Genomic DNA, 21,674 nt, shown 5'->3' with positions numbered 1-21,674 from the left:
CGGCCGCGCCGGTGAAACCGATCCGGGTGCCGGGATGGCTGTGGGGCGTCGCCGGGGTGGTGACCGCGCTCTTCATGGCCGGGATGGAGATCGCCGCCCGGCACTACGACCTGCCGGGGCCGGTCACCAACCAGGTGCGCGAGGTCGTCTTCGCGCCGAAGTCCGGCTTCCTGCTCTACGCGAGCATGGCGCTGATGATGGTCGTGCTCACCTGGCGGGAGCGGGCGGTCGCGCTCGGCGCGGCGGTCGGCATCGACGCCGTCCTCCTGCTGGTGCGCTGGGCGGTGGGCGCGAAGCCGGCGTTCGGCAACGGGGCGCTGTGGGTGATCATCGGCGTCGTCGTGATCGCGCTGACCCGGCGCACCGGGCGGGAACGCGAGCTGCTGCTCAAGGGCGTCGGGCTGGGACTGCTGCTGGTGACCGGCCGCAAGGTCGGCGACACGTGGCTGCTCATCACGTCGAAGGCCCGCCCGTCGGTGCTCGACCCGTACGCCGAGACCGCCGACCGCGCGCTCGGCAACCCGTCGTGGCTGGTCGGCCGGATGGTGCACGCCACCGGGCCGGTCGGCGAGCACCTGCTGGACTACGTCTACATCCAGCTCGCGGTCGCCGCGGTCGCCGTCGCCTTCTACCAGCTGCGGCACGTCGCGACCGACCGCCGCTTCCCGCGCCACCACCTGGTGCGCACCTTCCTGGTCATCGGCCTGCTCGGGCCGGGCATCTACATGCTCTTCCCGACCGTCGGCCCGGTCTTCGCGTACGGCGGCGACGGCGGCCACTGGGCCCTCGCCAACCTGTGGCCGCACACCCCGCCCGCGCTCACCACCCCGCACCCGATGCCCTTCGACGAGGTCACCCCGCGCAACTGCATGCCCAGCCTGCACACCGCGTGGGCCACCGCGATCTTCATCCACTCCCGCCGCGGCCCCCGCGCCCTGCGCTGGGCCGGCGCCTTCTGGCTCGTCGCGACCCTGCTGGCCACCCTCGGCTTCGGCTACCACTACGGCGTGGACCTCGTCGCGGGCGCTGTCTTCTCCCTCACGATCGAGGCCGCCCTGCGCACCCTCGACCGCGGCCTCGACCCCCGCGGCCTCGCCCTCGTCGCCTACGGCACGACCGTCTTCACCGCCCTGCTGCTCGCCTACCGCTACCTCCCGATGCAGATGGCCCACCACGCCTGGCTCTTCGGCCCCCTGCTGATCCTGGCGCTGCTCTCGGTGATCACCGCCTACATCCGCACCACCCGCCCCTGGACCCCCTCCCCGACCCCCCACCCCCACCCGGAGCCGACCCCCGTCCTGGTCTGACCGTGCCCCCTCCCGGCCCGCACGGGCCATGAGGACGCGGTGACGCCACTTTCGGGGTCTCCGCATGGACGCCCCCGGTGCTCCGCCCGTAGCGTCTGCCACACGCCTTCACGGCACCCGGCCGGGAAGCTCCCGTGGACATCGCGGTGGAGATCTTGAGGGAGGCCTTTCGTGCTCTTGGCCGGTGAGGAATGGGCAGCCCGCTTCCAGGGATTCCGGCGGGAGGCCTGGCGCCTGGAGACGCTTCCGCAATACCTCATGCCGCAGGAAAAAGAGGAGTTCGCGGCGTTCCGCGCCGGGGCCCGCATCGACCCCCGGGCAGTCTCGAACGAGTACACGGACCGGCTCCGCCGACAGGTCGCAGAAGGACGCTCGCAAGGGCGCGTCCACATCCTCAGCCGACCGCTCTCGCCGTACCTGCGCTTCGAGTTCTCCCAGTACTACGCGCCCCATGCGCTGGCCGGTGAAGAGATTCGCATTCTGGACGTGACGGACCGGACGAATCCCCTGGACGGCGTCCAGGACTTCTGGATCTTCGACGGCGCGGAAGTGGTGCTGATGAACTACGCGCCGGACGGGCGCCAGATCAACCGCGAGGTCCACGACGGCGACCCGGCGCCCTTCGCCGAGTACCAGCGCATCGCGGTGGCCGCGTCGGTGCCGTTCGAGGAGTACGTGAAGGGCTTTGACGCTTGATCCCGGGACCCTGGAGGACTGGCTCCTGCCGATGCTGACCGTCCTGGCCGACGTCCGCTTCCGGGCTGCGGTGGCCCCGGATCTGCGGGAGAGCCTGCGCGCCTCGGGTCCCGAGCTGGCCGAGCGCTCGCAACGGGCCGCCTGGGTCGGGCAGCTCGCCTCCGTCCTCGACGACGAGCCGCTGACCGTTCTCGACCCCGCCTCCGGGAACGGCTACGCACTGACCATGAGCGGCATCGGGGACAACGGCCTGTTCGGCATGGCCAACGGCCGTGTCTTCCGCCACATGCCCCCGTCGCTCACCCTCGACCGCGTCCTCCCCCGCGAGGAGGCGGCGGCTCTGCTCGCCCGCGTCCGACCGGCGGTGGAGGACGACCTCATGGCCGACCGCTGAGCCCCGGCCCCCCCGGGGCTCAGCCCAGCGCGTGGCCCAGGTCCGCGAGGTGGGCGGCCAGGAGGGCGCGGGCGGTGGGTGGGGTGAGGCGTGGGGGGTGGGCGAGGAGCTGGAGGACCAGGCCGTCGAGAAGGGCGTGCAGGCGGGCCGCCTCGGCGGCGCGGTCGCGGCCCGCGCCGAGTCTGCCCAGCTCCGCGAGCGCGGCGACCGCGCTCTCCACGGAGGCGCGGATGAGGTCGTCCACCTCGGCGCGGCGCTCGGCCGCCGCCGCGTCGCGGTGCGCGAGGACGACGAGGGCGAACCACGCCTCGGACTCCAGCCGCCGTTCGTCGTCCAGCGGCAGCAGCTGTTCCAGGTGTGCCTGGACGAATTCCGGTGAGAGCCCGCCGGCGGCGGCGTTGGCCGCGGCGACCCGTTCGCGTACGGCGGCCACGGCGTGGTCGACGGCGAAGAGCACCATGGCCGTCTTGTCCGGGAAGTAGTGCCGCAGCGCCCCCGCCGACCAGCCGGACTCCTTCGCGACGGAGCGGACGCTCACCGCGTCGAAGCCGTCCCGCAGCGCGATGCGCCACAGCGCGACGGCGAGTTCCGCGCGCCGTTCCTCGTGGTCGACGACCTTCGGCATCCGGCCATTGTCACACACCCGTGTTATCTTGGACGTGACACAGCCGTGCTAAAAAGGGGGCAGCATGCGCCGTTTCGACAAGACCTCGTGGCGGACGTTCGCCGCCGTCGCGGTCGTCCTCAACATCGCCCGCCAGGCGGCCTTCCCACCCTCCGAGGTCGGCTTCGCCGCCACCCTCGGCCTGGCCGTCGCGGTCGTGGCGCTCGCCTTCGCCCTCACCGCCGCGTTCGGAACGCTCTTCCGGTCGGACGACGACTAGGTTTCCGTCCCTTCGGTCGGCGCCGGGTCCGCGGCGGGGAGGGTGACGGTCCGCGGCGGGGGGTATCCCCCGTGCCGACGGTGGGGTGTGCCGGATCGCACCCGGCGGGGGCCGGAACTAGCGTCCGGTCATGACCTCCACCGCGCGAAAGTACCTGGGCGTGGCGCTCGGCGTCGCCACGCTGCTCGCCGCCGGGGCGATCCCCGCCGCCGCCCGGTCCGCCGATCCCTCCGCCGCCGGGCAGCTGCGGCGGGACGTCGAGACGATCCGCGCCCTCGGCATCAGCGGCGTGCAGGCGCGCGTGATCGCGCCGGACGGCAGGCAGTCGGTCGCGACCAGCGGCACCGCCGACCTGGACACCGGCCGCCCGGTCCCGGCGGACGGCTACTTCCGCATGGCCAGCACGTCCAAGACGCTGGTCGCCACCGTGGTCCTCCAACTGGAGGCCGAGGGACGGCTGTCGCTGGACGACACGGTGGACCACTGGCTGCCCGGAGTGGTCGAGGGCAACGGCAACGACGGACGCCGGATCACCGTCCGCCAGTTGCTCCAGCAGACCAGCGGCCTCCACGACGACCTGCCCGGCTACACCACGCCGGAGGAGTACTACGAGCAGCGCTACGACGTCCACAGCACCGCGGAGCTGGTCGCCCGCGCCATGACCCACGCCCCGGACTTCCCGCCCGGCCAGGGCTGGGCGTACTCCAACACCGGCTACGTCCTGCTCGACATGATCGTCCAGAAGGTCACCGGCCGCCCCGCCCACCAGGAGATCGAGGACCGCGTCCTGCGCCCCCTCGGCCTCACCCACACCCGGTGGGGCGGCACTTCGGCCACCCTCCCCCGACCCCACGCCCAGGCCTACCAGTTGTACGGCCCCGGCTCCGTGCTGGACGTCACCGAGCAGATACCGGTGGAGCACGAGAGCCTCGCCTTCGCCACGACCACGCAGGACGAGAACCGCTTCTTCCGCGCGCTGCTCGGCGGCCGCCTGCTGCCGGCCCGCCAACTGGCGGAAATGCAGCGGACCGTCCCCGTGAGCGGGGACCTCGGCCAGTTCTGGCCCGGCGGCCGGTACGGGCTCGGCCTCGTCCAACGCCCCCTGCCCTGCGGCGGAACCTACTGGAGCCACGAGGGCGGCGACGGCGGCTACATCACCCTCAACGGCGTCACCGGCGACGGCAGGCGCAGCGCCGTCGTCTCCATGTCCGAGGCGCTCGGCGACACCCCGGAACACATCCTGGCGCAGGAGAACGCGGGCAGCGCCCTGATCGCCCACGCACTGTGCGCCGGGCACCCCTCCCGACCGTGACGTCGGAGCCCCGCCACGGATGAGGCGGCGGCGCACGGGGTACGGGCGGGGGCCGCTTTCCGCCCCGACGCGTCGGCCCCCGCTTCCCTGAACGGGAGGCGGGGGCCGAGAGCCGGACGGCGGGCGTGTCCCTACGCGCTCGCGACGTCCTGCGCGGCAGCGAACGCGGCGAACGCCGCCCACGCGGCGGGGCTGAACGTGAGGGCGGGGCCCTCGGGGTCCTTCGAGTCCCGTACGTGGATCGCACCGGGGTGAGCGGCGACCTCGACGCAGTTGCCGCCGTCGTTGCTGCTGTGGCTCGACTTGCGCCAGTGGTAAGCAACCTCGACGCAGGCGCCGCCCTCGTTGCTGCTGTAGCTGGACTTCCGCCAGTCGTGGGCGATCTCCACGCAGTTGCCGCCCTCATTGCTGCTGTAACTCGACTTGAACCACTTCAGGGACTCGGTCATGCCTCTCCTAGCAGCTGCTCCAACAGGTCCTTCGTTTCCTCGGGGCTGAGGGCCTGTGAGCGCAGCATCGCATATCTCGCGGCCAGGATGCTGATCTCGTCGGGGTCATGGATGAGTTGGCTGCCGCGTTGCGTCTCGGTGTAGGCGAGTAGCACGTGGTCCGGGGTCTCCAGCAGGACAAAGGGCCCGGAGAGCCCCGCGTGGCCTGCCAGTCCGAGCGGCAGAACCTGGATCGTGATACCTGGTACGTCAGCGCACGCGCGCAGGTGGCGGAGCTGCTCCCGGTAGACCTCGGGACCGCCGAGTCGGTCTCGCAGCAAGGCCTCGGACAGGATGAAGCTCGTCGTGGGCGGCACCTTACGTTGCAGGATCTCCTGCCGTTGGAGCCTGGCGGCGATCTGGACGGCGGCTTCCTCGGGGTTCAGGATCGGCACGCGGTATTCGTACATCGCGCGCATGTATGCCTCGGTCTGGAGCAGGCCCGGCACGACCTGGTTCTCGAACGAGGAGATCGTGATCGCCCGCTGTTCCTGGTCGACGAAAGCCACCGCCCAGGCGGAAATCGCGTCACCCGGATCCGGAAGGTTCAGCACCCCCTCCTCCAACGTTCCCCCTGTGTCGAGCAGTTCGTCGAACTGCTGGGCCAGTTCCAGCGTCAGCGGACGCCGGCCCTGCTCGATGGACTCCAGCGTGCTGAGGCTGATCACGGTGGCCGCGGCCAACTGGGGCTGGGTGTAGCCCCGCGCAGCGCGAACTCGCCCTAATTGGGCACCCAGAGCCTCGAACGGAGTCGGGTATTTCTTCCTCGGCCCTCGCCGAAACCGTGGGTTCGCCATGACTCTGGATTACCCCACCGCGACCCTCCGTGTCTGCCCAACGAACTCGTACAAACGCGATGTACGGATAAGGAATTCGCCCGCGCCCCCGAATACGCCCCGCAAGCGCCCCCGGCGTGCGCGTCAACGCAGCGCGCCGGTACGGGGGTCGGAACCCTCGTACCGGCGCGCGGGGAAGAGACGGAGGTCAGCCGCGGGGGCCTGGCTCGGCGGTCTCGGAGACCGGCTTCGCCGGGGACGCGGGCGGCGGGACCTCGACGCTCGCGCTCGCCAGGTCGCTCGCTCGCGGGAGGAGGGGGCCCGCGAGGGCGGTGGTGACGAGGGCCATGATCACCATCATCGTGAACATCTGGCCGTCGAGGACATGGAGTTGGACGGCGACGTTGAGGATGATCAGCTCGGTCAGGCCGCGGGTGTTCATCAGCAGGCCGAGTGCGCGCGACTCCGTCCAGGACAGGCCGAAGACGCGGGCCGGGCCGATGGCGCCGAGGAGTTTGCCGACACAGGCGACGGTGACGATGGCGAGCAGTTCGACGTACTGGCGGCCGCCGAGGCCGTTGATGTCGACGCCGAGGCCCGTGATGATGAAGAAGACCGGCAGCAGCACCGTGCTGACGTTCTCCAGCGGCTTGCGCAGGTGCTCGGCCAGTTCGCGGGCGGGCTCGCGCGGCATGACGAAGCCGAAGAGGAACGCGCCGAAGATCGCGTGGATGCCGATCCAGGTGGTGGCGTAGGCGGAGAGGAAGGCGCCCGCGGAGAGCATCACCATCAGCTCGCGCCATTTGCGGCGGGCGGCGAAGAAGCTCACCAGGCGGGCCATGCCGGGCTTGACGACGAGGAACATCAGGGCGACGTAGAGGGCGCTCAGCGACAGGACCTGGGCGAGGTCACGCGAACTGCCCGAGGTCACCAGCGCGGAGACGTACGCGAGCATGCACCAGGCGAGGATGTCGTCCACGGCGGCGCTCGCGAGCGCCAGGGTGCCGACGCGGGTGTGGCCGAGGTTGCGGTCGGTGATGATGCGGGCGAGCACCGGGAAGGCCGTCACGGACATCGCGGCGCCCATGAAGGTGGAGAAGGTCGTGAAGGAGATGTGGTGCCCGGCCACCGTCTTGTGGTGCGGGTAGAGGAAGACGGCGACGAGCACGCCGAGCCCGAAGGCACACGCGATCGACGACATCGACACGGCGGCGGCGAGCCCGCGGTGCGGGCGCAGGATGCGCTTCTCGAACTCCCACCCCACCATGAACATGAACAGGGCGAGACCCACATTCGACACCGCGGAAAGCATCGGTCTCGAATCGGCGGGGAAGAGTTTGTGCGTCAGATCGCCGGGGAACTGCCCCAGCACACTGGGCCCGAGCACGATACCGGCGAGCACCTCGGCCATGACCACCGGCTGGCGAAAGCGCGGGGCGATACTGCCCAGGGCGAGTCCGACCAGCAGCACGAAGGCGATACCGGCCATCATGATGGCGATCTGTAAATCGGCGTGCGGGGCGAGCGAATGCAGCGCAATGGTCGTCATGTGAGCGGATCTCCTCGGGAGGCCGCCGTACCGCGCGGGCCGCACGGATCCGGCGGGAGCGGTCACAGCGGTCGTAGTGGTCAACGGGCGGTGCGGTGGAGCCGGTTGAGCACACGCAAGAGACGGGCGCGGCGACGCGCCGACACGCGCCGGGCCGAAATGTGGCGCGACGGAGACGGAACGGGGCGACTGCCTCCGGACGTCTCCGGAGGCAGCGAGTGTAATTTGCCGGGGGCACGGCCGTCTACGATTATCGGACGACGGCGGATTCCCGCCAGAGCGGAGACCGCAGGCCGGAACGGGTGCGTGTGAGCGGTTATCCCGCGATTCATGAATTCCTCACACGGAGATGTGAATTCATCACATCAAACCGATGAATCCACCCGGTTGCACGCAGCGTACGGTGCACCCGGCCCCGGACCGTCCGCGTCAGGCCGGCGAGGCTGCCCGCCGAGCCAGCTCCTGCGCGGCGGGGATGTGCCCGAGCCGGTGGAGACGGGCCCGCATGGCGGCGACGGCCTCGGTGACCTTGACCGAGCGGATGCCCTCGGCGGAGTCGAGGAACTCGCTCCATGTGGCCAGGGCGGCGTCGGTGTCGTCGCGGCGCAGGTGCACCTGCCCGAGGTCGGCAAGGACGATGGCGCGGGTCCGCCGACGGTCCAGGCCGTGGATGGCCAGCGCGTGGTGCAGATGGTCCTCTGCGGCGCCCAGGTCCCCGAGCTGGGCGAGGATCATGCCCGTCTCGTGCGCCCACCGACCGGCCGAGTAGTGGGCAGCCCAGGATTCCCCGGGTGACTTCGGTGCGTCCTCGATCGCGGATTGCGAGGCCGTCAGCGCGGCCGTCGCCGTCCTCCGGTCCCCGTCGAGGGCAGCAGCGTTGGCCAGGGTCGCCTGGTAGTAGGCCACGGCTCGCGGATCCTGCACCGTGCGCCCGTGGTGCACGCATTCCTCCGCGAGACGCACTGCGGCAGCCGGGTTCCCCAGATCGATCGCCTGCACCGCCATTCCCCGCAACGCTGTCGCGGACAGCTCTGGATCACCGGCCTCGGCAGCCAGCCGGAAGGAGTGCGCGTAATACCGCTGAGCCAGGCCCTGGTTGCCCTCGTCTCCCGCCATCCAGCCCGCCAGGTGCACGAGTTGGGCGGCCGCGGCGAACAGCTCACGCCCGGTTGCTTCGGTGTAGTTCCCGTTCAGCCACGGTGCGACATCGTGCACGAGATAGCGGACGGCCAGATGGCGGGCGTGTCCGCCGCCGAGTTCGGACGCCGCGTCCCCGAGGACGGTGGACATCCGGCGAACGGCCAGAACGTCCCCGTGCCCCACCCGCACACCACCGGTCGTGGCGGTCCGGCTGCGGCGGGTGATCACCTCCAGATCCGGCAGGGCGAGGGAAGCCAGGGCATACGAGGTGGTCGCGGCGAACAGCTGTCGACGCTCCAAGTCCAACCCTCCCAACCGGATCACTGAGGCCACGCTATCGCCGGACGGGCCGGGACCGACGCCGTCCTCGGGGGCCTGCGCACCGGTGGCCTGCCGGTCGGCCAGTTCGAGAACCCTCACCAGCCATGGCATCCAGTATTCGGGGATGCGGGTTCCGCGCTCCCACCGATACACCGAGCCGCGGTCGAGCCCGGTGGGGCCTCGGCCCTCGGCAATGCCCAGCTCGCGGGCCAGCTTCTGCTGGCTCCATCCCCGCGCGATCCGCGCGGCCTGAATCTGCCCGCCTAACGTCGGCTCCAGTGGTACGACACCCCGCTCTCGGGCCTACACGGGCCTACATCCGGCCTACAGCCGGGCAGCTCCCGTCGGACGGCTTGCGCCGTTACACCTGACTATCAGGCCCGCGAAGCCTCCCGGGAGGCGCACTTACGTCAACTTGTGCACGGGCTTCACGTAACGGCACACGACCGTCAGGGAGTTCAGATGACGCCTACCAGGTTCAGTCGGCGTATCTCGCGGCGGCCTCGGACGTGGATCGCCCAATGCGGGTCGTGGTGCGGCCTGAACTGCGACTACTGCTACCTCGCCGATCGTCTTGAGCACCACCGTATGAGTCCCGCCGTCGCGGTCGCCCTGGCCGCCGCGGCCGCCGACTTCAGCGCCGACGGCCCCCGCATCGACCTCGTCTGGCACGCGGGCGAGCCGCTCGGCACCGGACTTGCGCGCTTCACCGACCTCCTCGCGCCCTTCGAGCAGTTGCGGCGGCAGGGGCGTCTGGCGCACCACGTGCAGACCAACGCGACGATGGTCACCGACAGCTGGTGCGACTTCTTCGCCCGCCACGCCTTCACGGTCGGTGTCAGCATCGACGGTCCGGCCTGGCTGAACGGCCACCGCGTCGACTGGCACGGCAAGCCGTCCTTCGACCGCGCCCTGCGTGGCATTGCCACCCTGCGCAGGAACGGCATCCGCTTCTCGGTCATCGCCGTCGTCACGTGCGACAGCATCGGCCACCCGCAGGAGCTGCTGGACTTCCTCTCCGGACTCGGTCCGACCTCGATCGGGCTGAACATCGAGGAGAAGGAGGGCATCAACACCACCCGCCGCACCCCGACGGTCGCGCAAGCCCGCAGCTTCTGGTATCAGGTCATCCGATGGAGCCGACACCACCCGGAGGTGCAGATCCGGGAGACGGCGCGGCTCGGGGCCGATCTGCGCGTCCTGCGTGAACAGCCCGACGCTCCGGCTCCGCTGATCGATCCGATCCCGACCGTCTCCTGGGACGGCTACGTCACGCTGCTCTCTCCGGAACTCGCCGGAGTCCCGGCCCCCCGCTACGGCGGCTTCCGCGCCGGGAACATCCTCGACCAGTCCATGCGGGACATCATCGACCGCGCCGATCGGCTCGGCTACGTGGACGAGTTCCTGGACGCTCTGGACCTCTGCGAGTCGTCCTGCGCGTACTGGGCCTTCTGCCACGGTGCCCAGGCGGGCAACCGCTTCTTCGAACACGGCCGTCTCGACGTCGCCGAAACCCACTACTGCCGCACCACCAAACAAGCGCTCGTCCAGGCGCTGTCGGCTACCGTCCGGAAGGAAACCGCCTCATGAACCTGCTCGAACTGCTCGCGACCACGAAGGCCCCCGTCGTCGCGGACCTCACCGCCGCGGCCCCGGCCACGGATGCGTGGAACAACCAGCCAACCTGGGACAACACCGGTACCACCTTCGACAACCGGCCCACCTGGGACAACTGGACCAAGTAGCAGCACAGCACAGGGGCGGTCGCCGGGCCCGAGGCCCGACGACCGCCCGGAACGAGACCCCCGAGGAGCACGTCGTGGACAGCCGCCGTTTCGGCGACATCATCGTCACCCCGCCGAACCTGGACTCCCCCGGTTCCCGCCTGAGCACCGTCTCCTTCCTCGACACCTCCCGCGGCGCGATCGAGGACTTCCAGTACGTCGGCGAGCGCCTGCGCGATCTCGACCTGACCTCGACACGCCTTCTCTGCGGCCGCCTGGCCGGCGTCGAAGCCGACCGCGGGCAACTGGAGGACACCCAGCTCCACTCGGTCGAACTCACCGGCTGCACGGTCACGGCGCTGCGGTGCACCGGCAGCAGGTTCAGCCGGGTGGTCTTCCGCGACTGCACCTTCACGGGTGCCACCTTCGAGGACTGCACGTTCGACAACGTGCTCTTCGACGGCTGCCGCCTCGACTACGCCACCTTCGCCGGGGTCCGTGCGATCGGCCCCCTGGTGTTCACCGCGTGCTCCCTCGTCGAAGCCGAACTGACCGGCAGCGACCTCGCCGAGGAGACCGCCCTCGCCCACTGCACCCTGCGCAGGACCGCCTTCGGCGCGGGCGACTACCGCGGCACGGACCTGCGGGGCAGCGACCTGACCACGCTGGTCGGCGTCGGCAACCTCACCGGCGCGGTCGTCAGCTCCGGCCAGGAGCACCAGCTCGCCCAGGCGTTTCTGGCCGCCATGGACCTCACCGTCTCGGACGAGGAACGATGAACTGGAATCGCCTGTGGACGTGAGAATCGCTCACACCGACCCCGGCCTGCTGGGGGAACGCTGCTGGGTCACCACCCTGCGCCCCGCCGGCGCCGACGAGCCCTACGAGACCGGGGCCGTCGTCCCCGAAGACCGCTGGGAACCTCTGCCCTCCCACTACGCGACAGCCCTCCAGCCGTCGGACGCCACCGACCACAGATCCCTCGTCGAGTTGGTCGCCCTCCCGCCCGGCGCGCCGCCGACCTCCTTCGCCGGACTGGCGGACGCGCTCGACGACCCGCACGCACGCTATCTCGGGCACCACACCAGTCCTCCGGGACTGCCCACCACCACGCCCAACCCCGCCAACGGCTGCCTGATCGGCATCCATGTCGACAACCACGACCGCTTGCCCTTCGGCATGCGCCATCTCGGCCGACGCCGCCTCTGCTTCAACCTCGGCCCCGCGCCCCGCTACCTCCTCCTCGGCGACCGCGACATCCGCACCATCAGCCGGACCGTCCGCTCCGACCACCGGCTCCGCCACCCGCACACCGACGACCTACGGACGTACGTGGCCGAGGAGCGTCCGATCAACGTCCTGCGCATACGGCTGGAGCCCGGCGAGGGCTACATCGCCCCCACCGAACTGCTGCCGCACGACGGTTCCACCCAGGACTCCGCGCAGCCCTCCACGGCCGCGTTCTGGCTCGGGGACTGGCAGGTCCGCGCACTGCCGTGGCTGGTCTAGTCGGACGCCTGGGGCCCGGTGTGTCACGTCGTCGGGGTCCAGCCGGGGAGGGTGGGGAGGAGGGTTTCGGCCACGTGGAGGAGGGTGGAGTCGTCCGGGGGGAGGGTGCCGTCGGTGTGCCAGAGGGTGATCTCGAAGGATGTGCCGGAGCCCTTCGGGTCCATCGCCACCGACAGGACGGTGGCCGGGGCGCCGGTCGCGTTGCTGCCGACGGCGCCGCTGGAACGGGGCAGCAGGCTGATCTTCATGGCGTGGTCGGCGTAGGAGAACGCGGGGTGGCCGAGGACGGTGCGCTGGTGCGCGTCGGCGCCGAAGATCTTCACCTCCTGGGCCATCGGGAGGTTGCGGTAGGTCGCGGCCAGGTTGACCGTCCACGTCGGGAACGAGACCTGGGCGTACGGGCCGGACAGGCCGCCGCCGTCGGTGGGCGGGGTGCTGCCGCTGGTCGTGGTGGACCGCGCCTTCTCCCCCGGGATGCCCAGCAGGTCGTCCAGGTCGGGGACGAACAGCAGCTCGCACAACTGCGCCCCGGACAGGTACGGGGACGTCTTCCCCGCCGCGGGCTTGCTGCACGTCGCGGCCGGGGCGCCGGACGCGCTCTCCTTGTCGGAGCGGGTGTGCTGGTAGAAGAGCAGCGCGCCGCCCAGGCCCCCGATCAGCGCCACCGCCGTGACGACCTGGCCCCACGCACCCGCGCTCTTCCGCCCCGCGCGGCCGTCGTTCTCGTTACCCTCGGACATGTCCCCCCACCTGCGCCGATCCGCGACATGCGGCACCGGGAACGTAACCCGTGGCCTGCGGGCGCACAAGCGGGATCCGTATCCCCGGCCGGGAAAACGGGACGGGAGTTACCGGCGGGGCACGGGAGTTGGCAGACTCCTCGTCATGGACCTGATCGCGACGGGCCGCGAGGCGGACGTGTACGCCGTGAGCGAGGGGTGGGTGCTGCGCCGTTTCCGCGACGCGGGCCGCTCCTCCACGCAGGAGGCGCGGACCCTGCGGTGGCTGACCGCCGCGGGCTACCCCGTACCCGCCGTGCACGCCACGGACGGGACCGACCTCGTCATGGAGCGGCTGCACGGCCCCACCATGTCCGAGGCGCTGCACCGGCAGCCGTGGCGGGCCACGGAGTTCGGGGAGGTGCTCGGGCGGCTGCACCGCGAACTGCACGAGCTGCGCGCCCCCGACTGGCTGCCGCCGATGGACGGGGAGGGGGGCGGGGGCGGGGACGCCCGGATCCTGCACCTCGACCTGCACCCGGAGAACGTGCTGCTCACCGCGGACGGCCCGCGTGTCATCGACTGGTCCAACGCGCGGGCCGGGGCGCCCGAGGTGGACGTCGCCATGACGTCGGTCATCCTGCGCTGCCTCGAACTCCCCCTGTCCGCACGGCTCGTGCTGCGCGCCCTGCTGCGCGCGACGAACCGCGCCGCCGGTGCCGACGTCCACGCCGGTATGCCCGCCGCGACCCGCCACCGCCTCGCCGACCCGACCCTCAGCCCCGCGGAGATCCGCCTCGTGGAGGAGCTGCGGCAGCGCTACGGGTGAGGGTGCGGCGGGAGCCGGGCGCGAGCGCCCTACGCGCTCAGGCCCGCCCGTCCCCGTCCTCCTCCCCCTCCCCCTCCTCGTCGTCCTCGTCGCCGTCCTCCGCCGCGTACGGGTGGACGAAGCCGTCGGCGGACAGCGGGGTGAACCAGTCGGCGACGGGGGCCGGGTCCGCGGTGGCGTCCAGGCCCGCCGCGAAGTCACCGAAGGCGGTGCGGACTTCGGCGTCCAGCAGGCCGTAGAGGTCCGCCGTCGCCTCCGCCCGGTCCAGCAGCAGCCGCATGAGCAGCCGCTCGGCCGGGCACGCCGGGGGCGCCGGAGGGGCGGGCAGCGGCTGGGCGAGACGGCCCGTCATCGTCACCGCGGTCGTGACCAGGCGGCGGACGAACAGCACGTCGTAGTGGCCGGTGTACTCCGCCGGGAGGTCGTCCAGGACGAGGAAGGGCTCCCCGCGCCCGGGACAGCACCCCGGACCCGCGGGCTCCAGCCGCCCCAGATCCGCGAACAGCTCGTCGACGAGCAGGTGGACGCCGTAGACGAGGGCGCCCGCGGCGATCTCCGCGGCGCCGCCCGCGGTGTGCGGGAAGGCCCGCAGCTGCGGGGCCATCGCGCGCAGCCTGCGCCGCATCGCGTCCGCCTCCGCGCTGCCCAGCCCGTCCGCGCCACCCGCGCCGCCCGCCTGGTGGGTGTGGGCCGCGTACCGGCGGGCCCGCTCCGCGGGGTCGGACGGCGGGGCGTCCGGGCCGTCCGCCGCGTCCAGGCTCTCCTGGGCGATGCCGTCGTGCAGCTGCACCTCGCACCGGGTGACCACCCAGTGCGCGAGCAGCCCGCTGCGGGCGAGCAGCGCCGTCATGACGGCATGCACGCCGTCCTCCGCGGGCTCCAGCCCCGGGGCGTCCACGACGACTCTGAGCAGCGCGCCGCGCGGGTGCCCGGCGATCACCCGGTCGAGGAGCGTGACGTCGGAGCAGTCGGGGTCCAGCGCGTCGAAATGCCGCTCCAGCAGGCTCACCGCGCCCTCGCACTGCAGCGCGTCCAGGGCGGGTGCACTCGCGGGAATCGCCGCGTCGACCGTCACCGCGTACGTCATGAGGCCGCATCGTTCCCTATGCGCCTGCCCCGGCGGGCCGGAACGTCTCAACTGGTGGACGCCCGTGGGGGACTCTGGTAATGCGGCACGCGCTGCCGCGCCGGGCTGCCCCTGACAACGCGCCCCCGGCACGGCAGCGTCGGGCGGCGCCAAGAACGGTGCTGGTTTCAACCGGGGGTTCACCGGTGGGCGGCGCGGAGTTCACCGGGGACCGCCACCTTCGGGGGCATGACTTCACGATCCCTCCTCATGCGCCGGCGTACGCGCGTCGCCCTGGCGATCGGCGTGGCCGTCGCCGTCGCGGGCGCGGGCACCGCGGCGGCCCAGGGCGCCGGGTGGCTCTCCCCGTCGCACGACTTCCGCGCGAACGCGGACGCGTACTCCACGCACGGCGGCCGCACCCTCACCGGTGACGTGCTGCGCAACGACTCCGGCGCGACCGCGGTCGTCCGGCACACCACCCCCTCGCACGGCGCGCTGACGATCGGCGCGGACGGCGGCTTCAGCTACCAGCCGCAGGCGGGCTTCAAGGGCACCGACACCTTCACGTACACCACCACCGACGCGGTGGAGCTGTTCAAGGACACGAGCGCGAAGGGCACCCCGCTGGCGCCGCTCGCGCAGGTCAAGGGGCCGAACGGCACCACCACGCAGCTGTCGGGCGAGGGCTACGGCTCGTCGCTGACGCCCGTCCCTCACAAGAACGGCTACTTCTACGGTCTGACCGACCGCGGCCCGAACGCGGACGCCCCCGACGGCAACAAGTCCGAGATGCTGCTGGGCTTCACCCCGCAGATCGGCGAGTTCCGGCTCGTCGGCGGCAAGGCGGAGCTGGTCAAGCAGGTCCTGCTCAAGGGCCCGAAGAACCTGGGCGGGGTGAAGTACAGCGGGCTGCCGCCGCACGACACCGCCGAGGTCATCGACGACGTCGCCAGGACCAACGCCAACGGCGGCACCCCCGTGCCCGTCGCGCGTGACGCGTACGGCTACGACTCCGAGGGCCTGGTCGCGCTGCCCGACGGCACCTTCTGGGTGTCGGACGAGTACGGCCCGTACCTCACGCACTTCGACGCCAACGGCTACGAGCTGGGCCGCCTCACGCCCTACCGCGACAGCGTGGACAACGCCAAGCACAAGATCCTCGGCTACCTGCCCGCCGAGCTGGCCAACCGCGCCACCAACAAGGGCATGGAGGGCCTGACCGTCAGCCCCGACGGCCGGACCCTCGTCGGCATCATGCAGTCCGCGCTCCAGCAGCCGGACCTCGGCAGCACCAAGGCGAAGAACGTCGCGCCGACCCGTATCGTCACGGTCGACCTGCGCACCTTCGCCACCAAGCAGTATCTGTACCTGCTGGACGACCCGGACGAGACGGGCAACGCCAACAGCGAGATCACCGCGCTGTCCGGCACGAAATTCCTGGTCGACGAACGGGACGGCAACTACCAGCCGTTCGCGAAGAAGACGCTCTACACCGTGGACGTCAACGGCGCGACCGACGTCACGGGCCTGACCATCGGCGGCAAGTCGCCGGAGGCCTTCGTCGGCAAGGACGGCACGAACGACGCGCTCGCCGCGCTGACCGCCGCGGGCGTCAACGTCGCCCAGAAGCAGCAGACGCTGGACGTCGGCACGCTGGTCAGCCAGCTCGACCCGACCGGCGGCTTCTTCGCGCACGACAAGGTCGAGGGCGTCGCGACGACGGACGGCGGCCGGACGCTGTACCTGTCGAACGACGACGACTTCGGCATCGACACCATCGCCGTCGACCCCGACGGCACGTGGACGGTCCACCAGAAGGTGCTGCCCTCGACGGGCGCCGAGGACAGCGGCGAGATCCTCAAGGTCGACACGACCAAGCTGCCGGCCGTGCTGAAGACCGTCACCGTCACCATCACCGTGCGCTGAGGACGGCACGACGAGGGCCCGGCCGTCGTGACGGCCGGGCCCTCGCGGTTGTCAGAGCCTCACTTCGTGAAGTACAGGTACCGCCACGAGGTGTAGGTCGTCGAGTTCACGCTGTCGCCCGACTGCGTGTCGATGTACGCCGACCTGATGCGCGCCTTGAGCCCGGCCTGGCCCGGTGCGCCGAGGTCGACGGTCACCTTCCCGGAGGTGCTGAGCCTGAAGTACTCCGACTCCGGGTACCACTTCCCGGCGTAGTACACCTCCAGGTCCAGGCGGACGGAGCGACCGGGGTAGTACGTCATGGACGTCGTGGCGTACGGGGCCGTGGACTTGTGGAACCAGTAGTACGTCGTCGAGCCGATCTTGCCCGTCTTGTACTGCCTGGAGATGGCGGTCGAGACCGCGACCCGGGTGTACGCCTTCGCCGTCACCGAGTGCGGAGAGGTGAGGGCGTCTCCCTGGTAGACGACGGTGAAGGTCGTGTCCCGCACCAGCTGGAGGGACGCGGACAGGTCTCCGTGCGAGTTGACCGTGCCCGACTTCAGCAGCTTCTTGCCCATGTCCGTGCCGTACGGATCGTCCCAGATCTCGACGACGCGGTTGCGGTACGTCGGACCGAGGTGCGCGGTGAAGGTGACCGTGGAGTGGTAGTTGTACGTCTTGCCGGTGTTGCTCAGGGTCAGCGTCGTCGCGTTGCGCGGGACCAGGACGCTGCGGGACGCGCTGACCGCCAGGTGCCCGGCGTCACCCAGGTAGGTGACCTTGTACGTGACCGTGCCGCCGACCGGCGGGACGTCGGTGAAGGCGTACGTCCCGTCCGCCTTGAGGGTGGCCGCGACCAGCCCCCTGCCGTTGGGGCTCGCCATGTCGGTACGGACGACCTGGAGCTTGGTGCCCGCGGCCACCGGTACGGTCGTGGACAGCTTGCCCGTCACCGTCAGGGGCTTGGCGCGGGTGGCCGTCGCCGGGGCGCTCACCGTCAGGGTCGGGACGTTCTTCGTCGGGTCGGTGAGCGGCTTGAGGGTGTAGCTGCTGCCGCTTCCCACGAGCGCGAAGACACGCGAGGAGTCCGGGGCCCACGCCAGGTCGCCGACCGACCCGCCGACCGCGTACGTGCGGAGCGGCTTGGTGGCGTTCGGCCGGTAGACCGCCACGTTGGTCCCCGACCCCTGGGCGACCAGCCCGTCGGCGGCGACGTCGGCGAGCTGACCCCCGGGGTAGGCGCTGCCGGCGCTGAACTTCCCGTCCGCGTAGTTGTCCAGCTGTGTGCCGTTGACCAGCACCTGCGAGGAGCCGGGCACCAGGTCGATGTCGTAGATGCCGGAGTTCAGCGTGTAGTCGCCCGCGTACCAGGCGGTGCGCTGCGGGACGCCGCTGGAGACGTCCACGACGGCCATCGAGTCCGTGGAGATACCGGTCTGGCCGATGACGAGGACGCCCGGGGCCGACGGGTTGGTGTCGAGGATGCCCGGACCCCAGATCCCCGGGAACTGCCCGAGCGTCACCGGATCCACCGGAGTCGGCGTCGGGTCGGTCGTCGGAGCCGTCGGCTCCGGCGAGGCGCTCTCCGTCGGCTCGGGCGCCCCGGTGTCGCTCGGCTCGGGCGTCGCGGACTGCGTCGGCTCCGGCGTCGGGGAGTCGCTCGGGTCGGGCGTCGGCGGCTCCGTCGGCTCCGCGGTCGCCGTGCCGGTCGGCTCGGGCGTCGCGGACTGCGTCGGGTCCGCGGTCGGCTCGGCGGTCGGGTCGGCCGCCGGAGGCTCCGACGGGTCCGCGGTGAGCGACCGGGCCGACGCGGGGGCGGCGGCCGTCACGGACGGGTCCACCGACCCCAGGTTGCCGTTCCCCTGGTCGCCGTACGTGAACCAGACCTTGCCCGCGGAGAACTCCACGTAGCGCGGGCCCTTGTTGGTGGCGACGGAGTAGCGGGTCTTGACGTCGAGGGTGGCCGCGTCCAGGGCCACGATCTGGTGGGCGCCCTCGGAAGCCGCGTAGAGGACGGTCCCGTCGTCGGACAGCGTCAGGTCGGAGACCCCGCTGATACCGCTCACCGAGTCGACCACCGTGCCGTTGTAGTCGGTGGCCACGATCTTCCCCGACGAACGGTCGCCGACGAAGACTTTCTGCAGTGCACCGTCGACGGCGATGCCGCCGGGTGAGGTGACGACTGCCGACGCCGCGGCGGCGGAACCCGCCACCGCGACGGTCAGCGCCACCGAACTGAACGTGACCGCGAGCGCTGTCGCGGTCGAGATGCTGCGCCTACGCACAGTGTTTCCCCCCACAGGAAAATCCGGTGAACCCGCCGGAGTCGAGAGCGCCTCGGAACCCTCGCGCCATCCTCGGGAAACCGGTCAGATGTGCGATGCGCGGCTGCTGTGCGCAGCATACGACACGGCTGTGACCATGCACACCGGGTATCCCCCCGTCCGGGCGGACGGGTGCCTGCCGGGCAGGCTCAGGGCCTGTCGTTCGCGAACGGCGGGGCGACCTCCGCGAGCGTGCCGTCCGGCTGGAGACCGTAGAAGCGCGCCGGGGGCATCGACTCGACCAGCCGCCGGATCTCCGCCGCCCGCTCCTCCGGCGTCGGGCCCGCCGGGTCGCGCAGCGCGAACCCGCGCAGCGGCACCGCCCCCGGGGCGACGTCCGCCCGGCCGGGAGAGCCCTCCAGGGTGAAGCCGAAGAGGGCGCGCAGCGCGTCGGCGCCGAACTCCAGCGGGTGGAAGGGCAGCGCGTACGGCTCCTCCTCCTCGTCCTCGTCGGGCCACGGCACGATGTCCGCGGGGCGGTCACCGGCCCAGTAGGGGCGCTCGAAGGGCAGCGGCTCACCGATGTCCTCGGTGATCCCGCCCTCCGGGGAGACGCTCAGCGAACGCACGAGCACACCGTCCTCCCACACCGCGAAGGCCAGCCAGTCGACGACACTGTGCATGGCGTGCAGCACCAGCCGCCGCCCCCGGCTCGCCTCGACCAGCCGGGCGGGCAGCTGGGAAGGGAAGTCCAGCATCACGCCCTTGTCGCACACCAGGTCCAGACCGGGCCAACTCCCGGCGAACGCCGTGCCGTTGGCGGGATAGGTGTCGTCGAGGGTGCCGTCCGGGGCGGGGGTGAGCACCCACCCCGGGTACAGCCGCCGCATGAGCGCGTACGTCCGCTCCCGGTCCGGCTCCCCCGCCGCCGCCACCTGCCGCAGCGCGTCCGGTACGGCGCCGTCGGCGTACCCGAGCAATCCGGTCTTGGCTCCCACGGTCTCTTCCCCCTGTGCTGTGTGCTCGTGCGGTGTGCTGATGATGTGCGCGTGCGGTGTGTGCCGGGCGTGCGCGTCCCGCGTGTTCGGTCCCGGCCCCGCACCGTATCCGGCCGCACTGTCAGTGCCCGAATCCGCCGGTGGGGAGGGGTGAGGGGAGCCCTAGACGCCGCCGAGAGCGGCTTCCTCGCGGTCGAGGTCGAGTTGGAGTCGGCGCCGGGTGGTGTCGCTGATGCGGTGGCCGTCGTAGAGGCGGAGCAATTCTTCGCGTTGCACGATGATGGCCTCCTGGCGGAGCTGGCGGTAGGCCTCGTCCACAGTGTTTCCGTGGCCGTTACCGTCACCGCCCCCGTCCGTACGCTCCAGGCGGTCGGCGAAGGCACGCCGGGCGCGCTCCACCGCCGTGCCCGGCACGGCCTCCAGCTCGGCGAGCACATCCACATGGGCCAGGGCGGCACGGCTCAGCGCCTCCCGCGCGACGGCCTCCTCACGGGCGGTGTGCTCGGGCTCCAGCGCCAGACCGGAGCGGCCCACCACCCCGGCGAGGGTCAGCCCCTGCACGACGAGGGTGAGGACGACGACGGCCGTGGTGAGCACCAGGACCAGCGGCCGCCCGTCCAGCGGCGTCCCGTCGTCCGCGGTCAGCGGGATCGACAGCGCGGCGGCGAGCGGCATCACCCCGCGCGTCCCGGCCCACGTCACGACCCCGGCGGCCCGCCACGACAACCGCCCCGCCGCCCCGGCCGGCCGCACCCCCCGCGTCAGCGGCAGCGCCCACAGCACCCGTACGGCCAGCAGCACCGCGGCCAGCCCCAGCGCCTGCACCGGCCACCACTGACTGCCCGCGGGAAGATCCTCCACCAGCGCGGGCAGCTCCAGCCCGATGACGCCGAAGACGACGCTCTCCAGCAGGAACACCACCACCGCGTAGACCGCGTGCACCTGGAGCCGTATGTGCGCGTCGCTCAGCTTCTGCCCCGTACGCCCCAGCAGCACCCCCGCGACGACGACCGCGGTCACCCCCGAGGTGTGCGCCGACTCGCCCAGCACATAAGCCGCGTACGGGGTGACCAGCGCGATCACCGTGTCCAGCACCGGATCGGTGGTACGCCGCCGGATCAGCCACACCACCCCGGCGACCGCCCCGCCGACCGCGGCCCCGCCACCGCCCAGCAGCAGGAACTCCCCACCCGCGGCAGGCACGCTCACCGCGCCGCCCACCGCCACCGCCAGGCCCACCGCGACCTTGAACAGCACCAGCGACGTCGCGTCGTTGAACAGGCTCTCCGCCTGCACCAGCACCTGCACCCGGCCCGGCAGCGCGAGCCGCCGCCCCAGCGCCGTCACCGCCACCGGATCGGTACTGGCCAGCACCGCCCCCAGCACGAACGCCATCTCCGGGGGCAGCCCCGTCACCGCCACGGCCACGAACCCGATCGCCGCCGCCGACGCGAAGACCAGCCCCAGCGCGAGCACCGTCACCGGCCGCCACACCATCCGCAGATCCCGCAGCGACAACTCCTCCGCGGACGCGTACAGCAGCGGTGGCAGCACCACCAGCGCGATGGCCTCCGGCGGCAGGTCGAGCGCCGGCACCCCCGGCACGAGCGCCACCCCGACCCCGGCCAGCACCAGCACGGACGGCGCGGGCAACTGCCACCGGCGCGCGAACGTCGCCACCACAGTGCCCAGAACGACCAGCAGAAGAACGACCCCTACAGCGTGCACCTTGCGTACGACCCCATCACGGCGGAGGGCCGACCGCCGCACTTGCGCGACCGCCGCAC

21 protein-coding genes are annotated in these 21,674 nt (G+C 71.7%); 11 read left to right on the top strand and 10 right to left on the bottom strand.

What is annotated here, in order from left to right; genetic code table 11:
* Positions 1 to 20 precede the first annotated feature (20 nt).
* The 3 genes from ACWERV_RS14795 to ACWERV_RS14785 all read left to right on the top strand — a co-directional run bounded on the left by ACWERV_RS14795 (position 21) and on the right by ACWERV_RS14785 (position 2,397).
* Complete coding sequence (locus ACWERV_RS14795; protein ID WP_398176006.1) at positions 21 to 1,307, top strand: phosphatase PAP2 family protein; 1,287 nt, start codon at positions 21 to 23, stop codon at positions 1,305 to 1,307.
* Between the two features lie 171 nt (positions 1,308 to 1,478).
* Positions 1,479 to 2,003 (top strand): DUF6879 family protein, encoded by a 525-nt coding sequence (locus ACWERV_RS14790; protein ID WP_452932858.1) that lies wholly within the window; start codon positions 1,479 to 1,481, stop codon positions 2,001 to 2,003.
* Positions 1,993 to 2,397 carry a hypothetical protein gene (locus ACWERV_RS14785; protein WP_452932856.1) on the top strand — a complete coding sequence of 135 codons (405 nt, stop codon included), beginning with the start codon at positions 1,993 to 1,995 and terminating at the stop codon, positions 2,395 to 2,397. The genes ACWERV_RS14790 and ACWERV_RS14785 overlap by 11 nt, the downstream gene beginning before the upstream one ends.
* Before the next feature lie 19 nt (positions 2,398 to 2,416).
* Here the strand turns inward: ACWERV_RS14785 and ACWERV_RS14780 are convergent, their stop codons facing one another.
* Positions 2,417 to 3,022, bottom strand: a complete 606-nt coding sequence (locus tag ACWERV_RS14780; RefSeq protein ID WP_452932854.1) for a TetR/AcrR family transcriptional regulator — start codon at positions 3,020 to 3,022, stop codon at positions 2,417 to 2,419.
* 64 nt (positions 3,023 to 3,086) lie between these two features.
* Here ACWERV_RS14780 and ACWERV_RS14775 point away from each other — a divergent pair, with 64 nt between their 5' ends.
* Both ACWERV_RS14775 and ACWERV_RS14770 read left to right on the top strand, forming a co-directional pair.
* Positions 3,087 to 3,281 carry a hypothetical protein gene (locus ACWERV_RS14775; protein WP_452932852.1) on the top strand — a complete coding sequence of 65 codons (195 nt, stop codon included), beginning with the start codon at positions 3,087 to 3,089 and terminating at the stop codon, positions 3,279 to 3,281.
* 130 nt (positions 3,282 to 3,411) lie between these two features.
* Entirely contained in the window at positions 3,412 to 4,593 is a 1,182-nt protein-coding gene (locus ACWERV_RS14770; protein ID WP_452932851.1) for a serine hydrolase domain-containing protein, read from the top strand.
* 131 nt (positions 4,594 to 4,724) lie between these two features.
* On the opposite strand, the gene ACWERV_RS14765 is transcribed toward ACWERV_RS14770, so the two are convergent.
* The 4 genes from ACWERV_RS14765 to ACWERV_RS14750 form a co-directional block, all read right to left on the bottom strand.
* On the bottom strand, positions 4,725 to 5,042 hold the full coding sequence (locus tag ACWERV_RS14765; protein WP_452932850.1) for a DUF397 domain-containing protein: 318 nt from the start codon (positions 5,040 to 5,042) through the stop codon (positions 4,725 to 4,727).
* Positions 5,039 to 5,764 carry a DUF5753 domain-containing protein gene (locus tag ACWERV_RS14760; RefSeq protein ID WP_452932848.1) on the bottom strand — a complete coding sequence of 242 codons (726 nt, stop codon included), beginning with the start codon at positions 5,762 to 5,764 and terminating at the stop codon, positions 5,039 to 5,041. The genes ACWERV_RS14765 and ACWERV_RS14760 overlap by 4 nt, the downstream gene beginning before the upstream one ends.
* 301 nt (positions 5,765 to 6,065) lie before the next feature.
* Complete coding sequence (locus tag ACWERV_RS14755) at positions 6,066 to 7,406, bottom strand: cation:proton antiporter domain-containing protein (RefSeq protein ID WP_452932846.1); 1,341 nt, start codon at positions 7,404 to 7,406, stop codon at positions 6,066 to 6,068.
* A gap of 429 nt (positions 7,407 to 7,835) precedes the next feature.
* Entirely contained in the window at positions 7,836 to 8,846 is a 1,011-nt protein-coding gene (locus ACWERV_RS14750) for a tetratricopeptide repeat protein (RefSeq protein WP_452932844.1), read from the bottom strand.
* Between the two features lie 483 nt (positions 8,847 to 9,329).
* Here ACWERV_RS14750 and amcB point away from each other — a divergent pair, with 483 nt between their 5' ends.
* From amcB to ACWERV_RS14730, 4 genes are all read left to right on the top strand, one after another.
* Positions 9,330 to 10,457 (top strand): cyclophane-forming radical SAM peptide maturase AmcB, encoded by a 1,128-nt coding sequence (gene amcB / locus ACWERV_RS14745; protein ID WP_452932842.1) that lies wholly within the window; start codon positions 9,330 to 9,332, stop codon positions 10,455 to 10,457.
* Entirely contained in the window at positions 10,454 to 10,612 is a 159-nt protein-coding gene (gene amcA / locus ACWERV_RS14740; protein WP_452932840.1) for a multiple cyclophane-containing RiPP AmcA, read from the top strand. Before amcB ends, amcA begins: the two co-directional genes overlap by 4 nt.
* A 74-nt stretch (positions 10,613 to 10,686) precedes the next feature.
* Positions 10,687 to 11,370: a pentapeptide repeat-containing protein gene (locus ACWERV_RS14735; RefSeq protein WP_452932838.1), complete on the top strand. Its 684-nt coding sequence runs from the start codon at positions 10,687 to 10,689 to the stop codon at positions 11,368 to 11,370.
* A gap of 19 nt (positions 11,371 to 11,389) precedes the next feature.
* Positions 11,390 to 12,100, top strand: a complete 711-nt coding sequence (locus ACWERV_RS14730; protein ID WP_452932836.1) for a hypothetical protein — start codon at positions 11,390 to 11,392, stop codon at positions 12,098 to 12,100.
* A 23-nt stretch (positions 12,101 to 12,123) separates the two neighbouring features.
* Here the strand turns inward: ACWERV_RS14730 and ACWERV_RS14725 are convergent, their stop codons facing one another.
* Positions 12,124 to 12,840, bottom strand: coding sequence for a DUF6215 domain-containing protein (locus tag ACWERV_RS14725; protein ID WP_452932834.1), 717 nt, complete (start codon positions 12,838 to 12,840; stop codon positions 12,124 to 12,126).
* A 145-nt stretch (positions 12,841 to 12,985) separates the two neighbouring features.
* Between ACWERV_RS14725 and ACWERV_RS14720 the strand changes: the two genes are divergently transcribed.
* Positions 12,986 to 13,648, top strand: coding sequence for a phosphotransferase (locus tag ACWERV_RS14720; protein WP_452932832.1), 663 nt, complete (start codon positions 12,986 to 12,988; stop codon positions 13,646 to 13,648).
* Positions 13,649 to 13,685: 37 nt separating this feature from the next.
* Here the strand turns inward: ACWERV_RS14720 and ACWERV_RS14715 are convergent, their stop codons facing one another.
* On the bottom strand, positions 13,686 to 14,735 hold the full coding sequence (locus ACWERV_RS14715; protein WP_452932830.1) for a hypothetical protein: 1,050 nt from the start codon (positions 14,733 to 14,735) through the stop codon (positions 13,686 to 13,688).
* 228 nt (positions 14,736 to 14,963) lie between these two features.
* Here ACWERV_RS14715 and ACWERV_RS14710 point away from each other — a divergent pair, with 228 nt between their 5' ends.
* On the top strand, positions 14,964 to 16,643 hold the full coding sequence (locus ACWERV_RS14710; protein WP_452932828.1) for an esterase-like activity of phytase family protein: 1,680 nt from the start codon (positions 14,964 to 14,966) through the stop codon (positions 16,641 to 16,643).
* A gap of 59 nt (positions 16,644 to 16,702) precedes the next feature.
* On the opposite strand, the gene ACWERV_RS14705 is transcribed toward ACWERV_RS14710, so the two are convergent.
* The 3 genes from ACWERV_RS14705 to ACWERV_RS14695 all read right to left on the bottom strand — a co-directional run bounded on the left by ACWERV_RS14705 (position 16,703) and on the right by ACWERV_RS14695 (position 21,615).
* The gene (locus ACWERV_RS14705; RefSeq protein ID WP_452932826.1) at positions 16,703 to 18,910 is read right to left on the bottom strand and encodes an Ig-like domain repeat protein; all 2,208 of its coding nucleotides are present in this window, start codon (positions 18,908 to 18,910) and stop codon (positions 16,703 to 16,705) included.
* 188 nt (positions 18,911 to 19,098) lie between these two features.
* Positions 19,099 to 19,887 carry a DUF6928 family protein gene (locus ACWERV_RS14700; protein ID WP_452932824.1) on the bottom strand — a complete coding sequence of 263 codons (789 nt, stop codon included), beginning with the start codon at positions 19,885 to 19,887 and terminating at the stop codon, positions 19,099 to 19,101.
* A 162-nt stretch (positions 19,888 to 20,049) separates the two neighbouring features.
* Positions 20,050 to 21,615 carry a Na+/H+ antiporter gene (locus ACWERV_RS14695; protein WP_452932822.1) on the bottom strand — a complete coding sequence of 522 codons (1,566 nt, stop codon included), beginning with the start codon at positions 21,613 to 21,615 and terminating at the stop codon, positions 20,050 to 20,052.
* Between the last annotated feature and the right edge of the window lie 59 nt (positions 21,616 to 21,674).

It is taken from the genome of Streptomyces sp. NPDC004031 (assembly GCF_053604375.1).
The sequence above is the reverse complement of the archived record's forward strand: the minus strand, read 5'-3'. Positions and strand labels throughout refer to the sequence as shown.

Coding starts and splice junctions, on each gene's coding strand:
- ACWERV_RS14780 (WP_452932854.1), bottom strand. CDS start 3,022: ATGCCGAAGGTCGTCGACCACGAGGAACGGCGCGCGGAACTCGCCGTC.
- ACWERV_RS14775 (WP_452932852.1), top strand. CDS start 3,087: ATGCGCCGTTTCGACAAGACCTCGTGGCGGACGTTCGCCGCCGTCGCG.
- ACWERV_RS14770 (WP_452932851.1), top strand. CDS start 3,412: ATGACCTCCACCGCGCGAAAGTACCTGGGCGTGGCGCTCGGCGTCGCC.
- ACWERV_RS14765 (WP_452932850.1), bottom strand. CDS start 5,042: ATGACCGAGTCCCTGAAGTGGTTCAAGTCGAGTTACAGCAGCAATGAG.
- ACWERV_RS14755 (WP_452932846.1), bottom strand. CDS start 7,406: ATGACGACCATTGCGCTGCATTCGCTCGCCCCGCACGCCGATTTACAG.
- amcB (WP_452932842.1), top strand. CDS start 9,330: ATGACGCCTACCAGGTTCAGTCGGCGTATCTCGCGGCGGCCTCGGACG.
- amcA (WP_452932840.1), top strand. CDS start 10,454: ATGAACCTGCTCGAACTGCTCGCGACCACGAAGGCCCCCGTCGTCGCG.
- ACWERV_RS14725 (WP_452932834.1), bottom strand. CDS start 12,840: ATGTCCGAGGGTAACGAGAACGACGGCCGCGCGGGGCGGAAGAGCGCG.
- ACWERV_RS14720 (WP_452932832.1), top strand. CDS start 12,986: ATGGACCTGATCGCGACGGGCCGCGAGGCGGACGTGTACGCCGTGAGC.
- ACWERV_RS14715 (WP_452932830.1), bottom strand. CDS start 14,735: ATGACGTACGCGGTGACGGTCGACGCGGCGATTCCCGCGAGTGCACCC.
- ACWERV_RS14710 (WP_452932828.1), top strand. CDS start 14,964: ATGACTTCACGATCCCTCCTCATGCGCCGGCGTACGCGCGTCGCCCTG.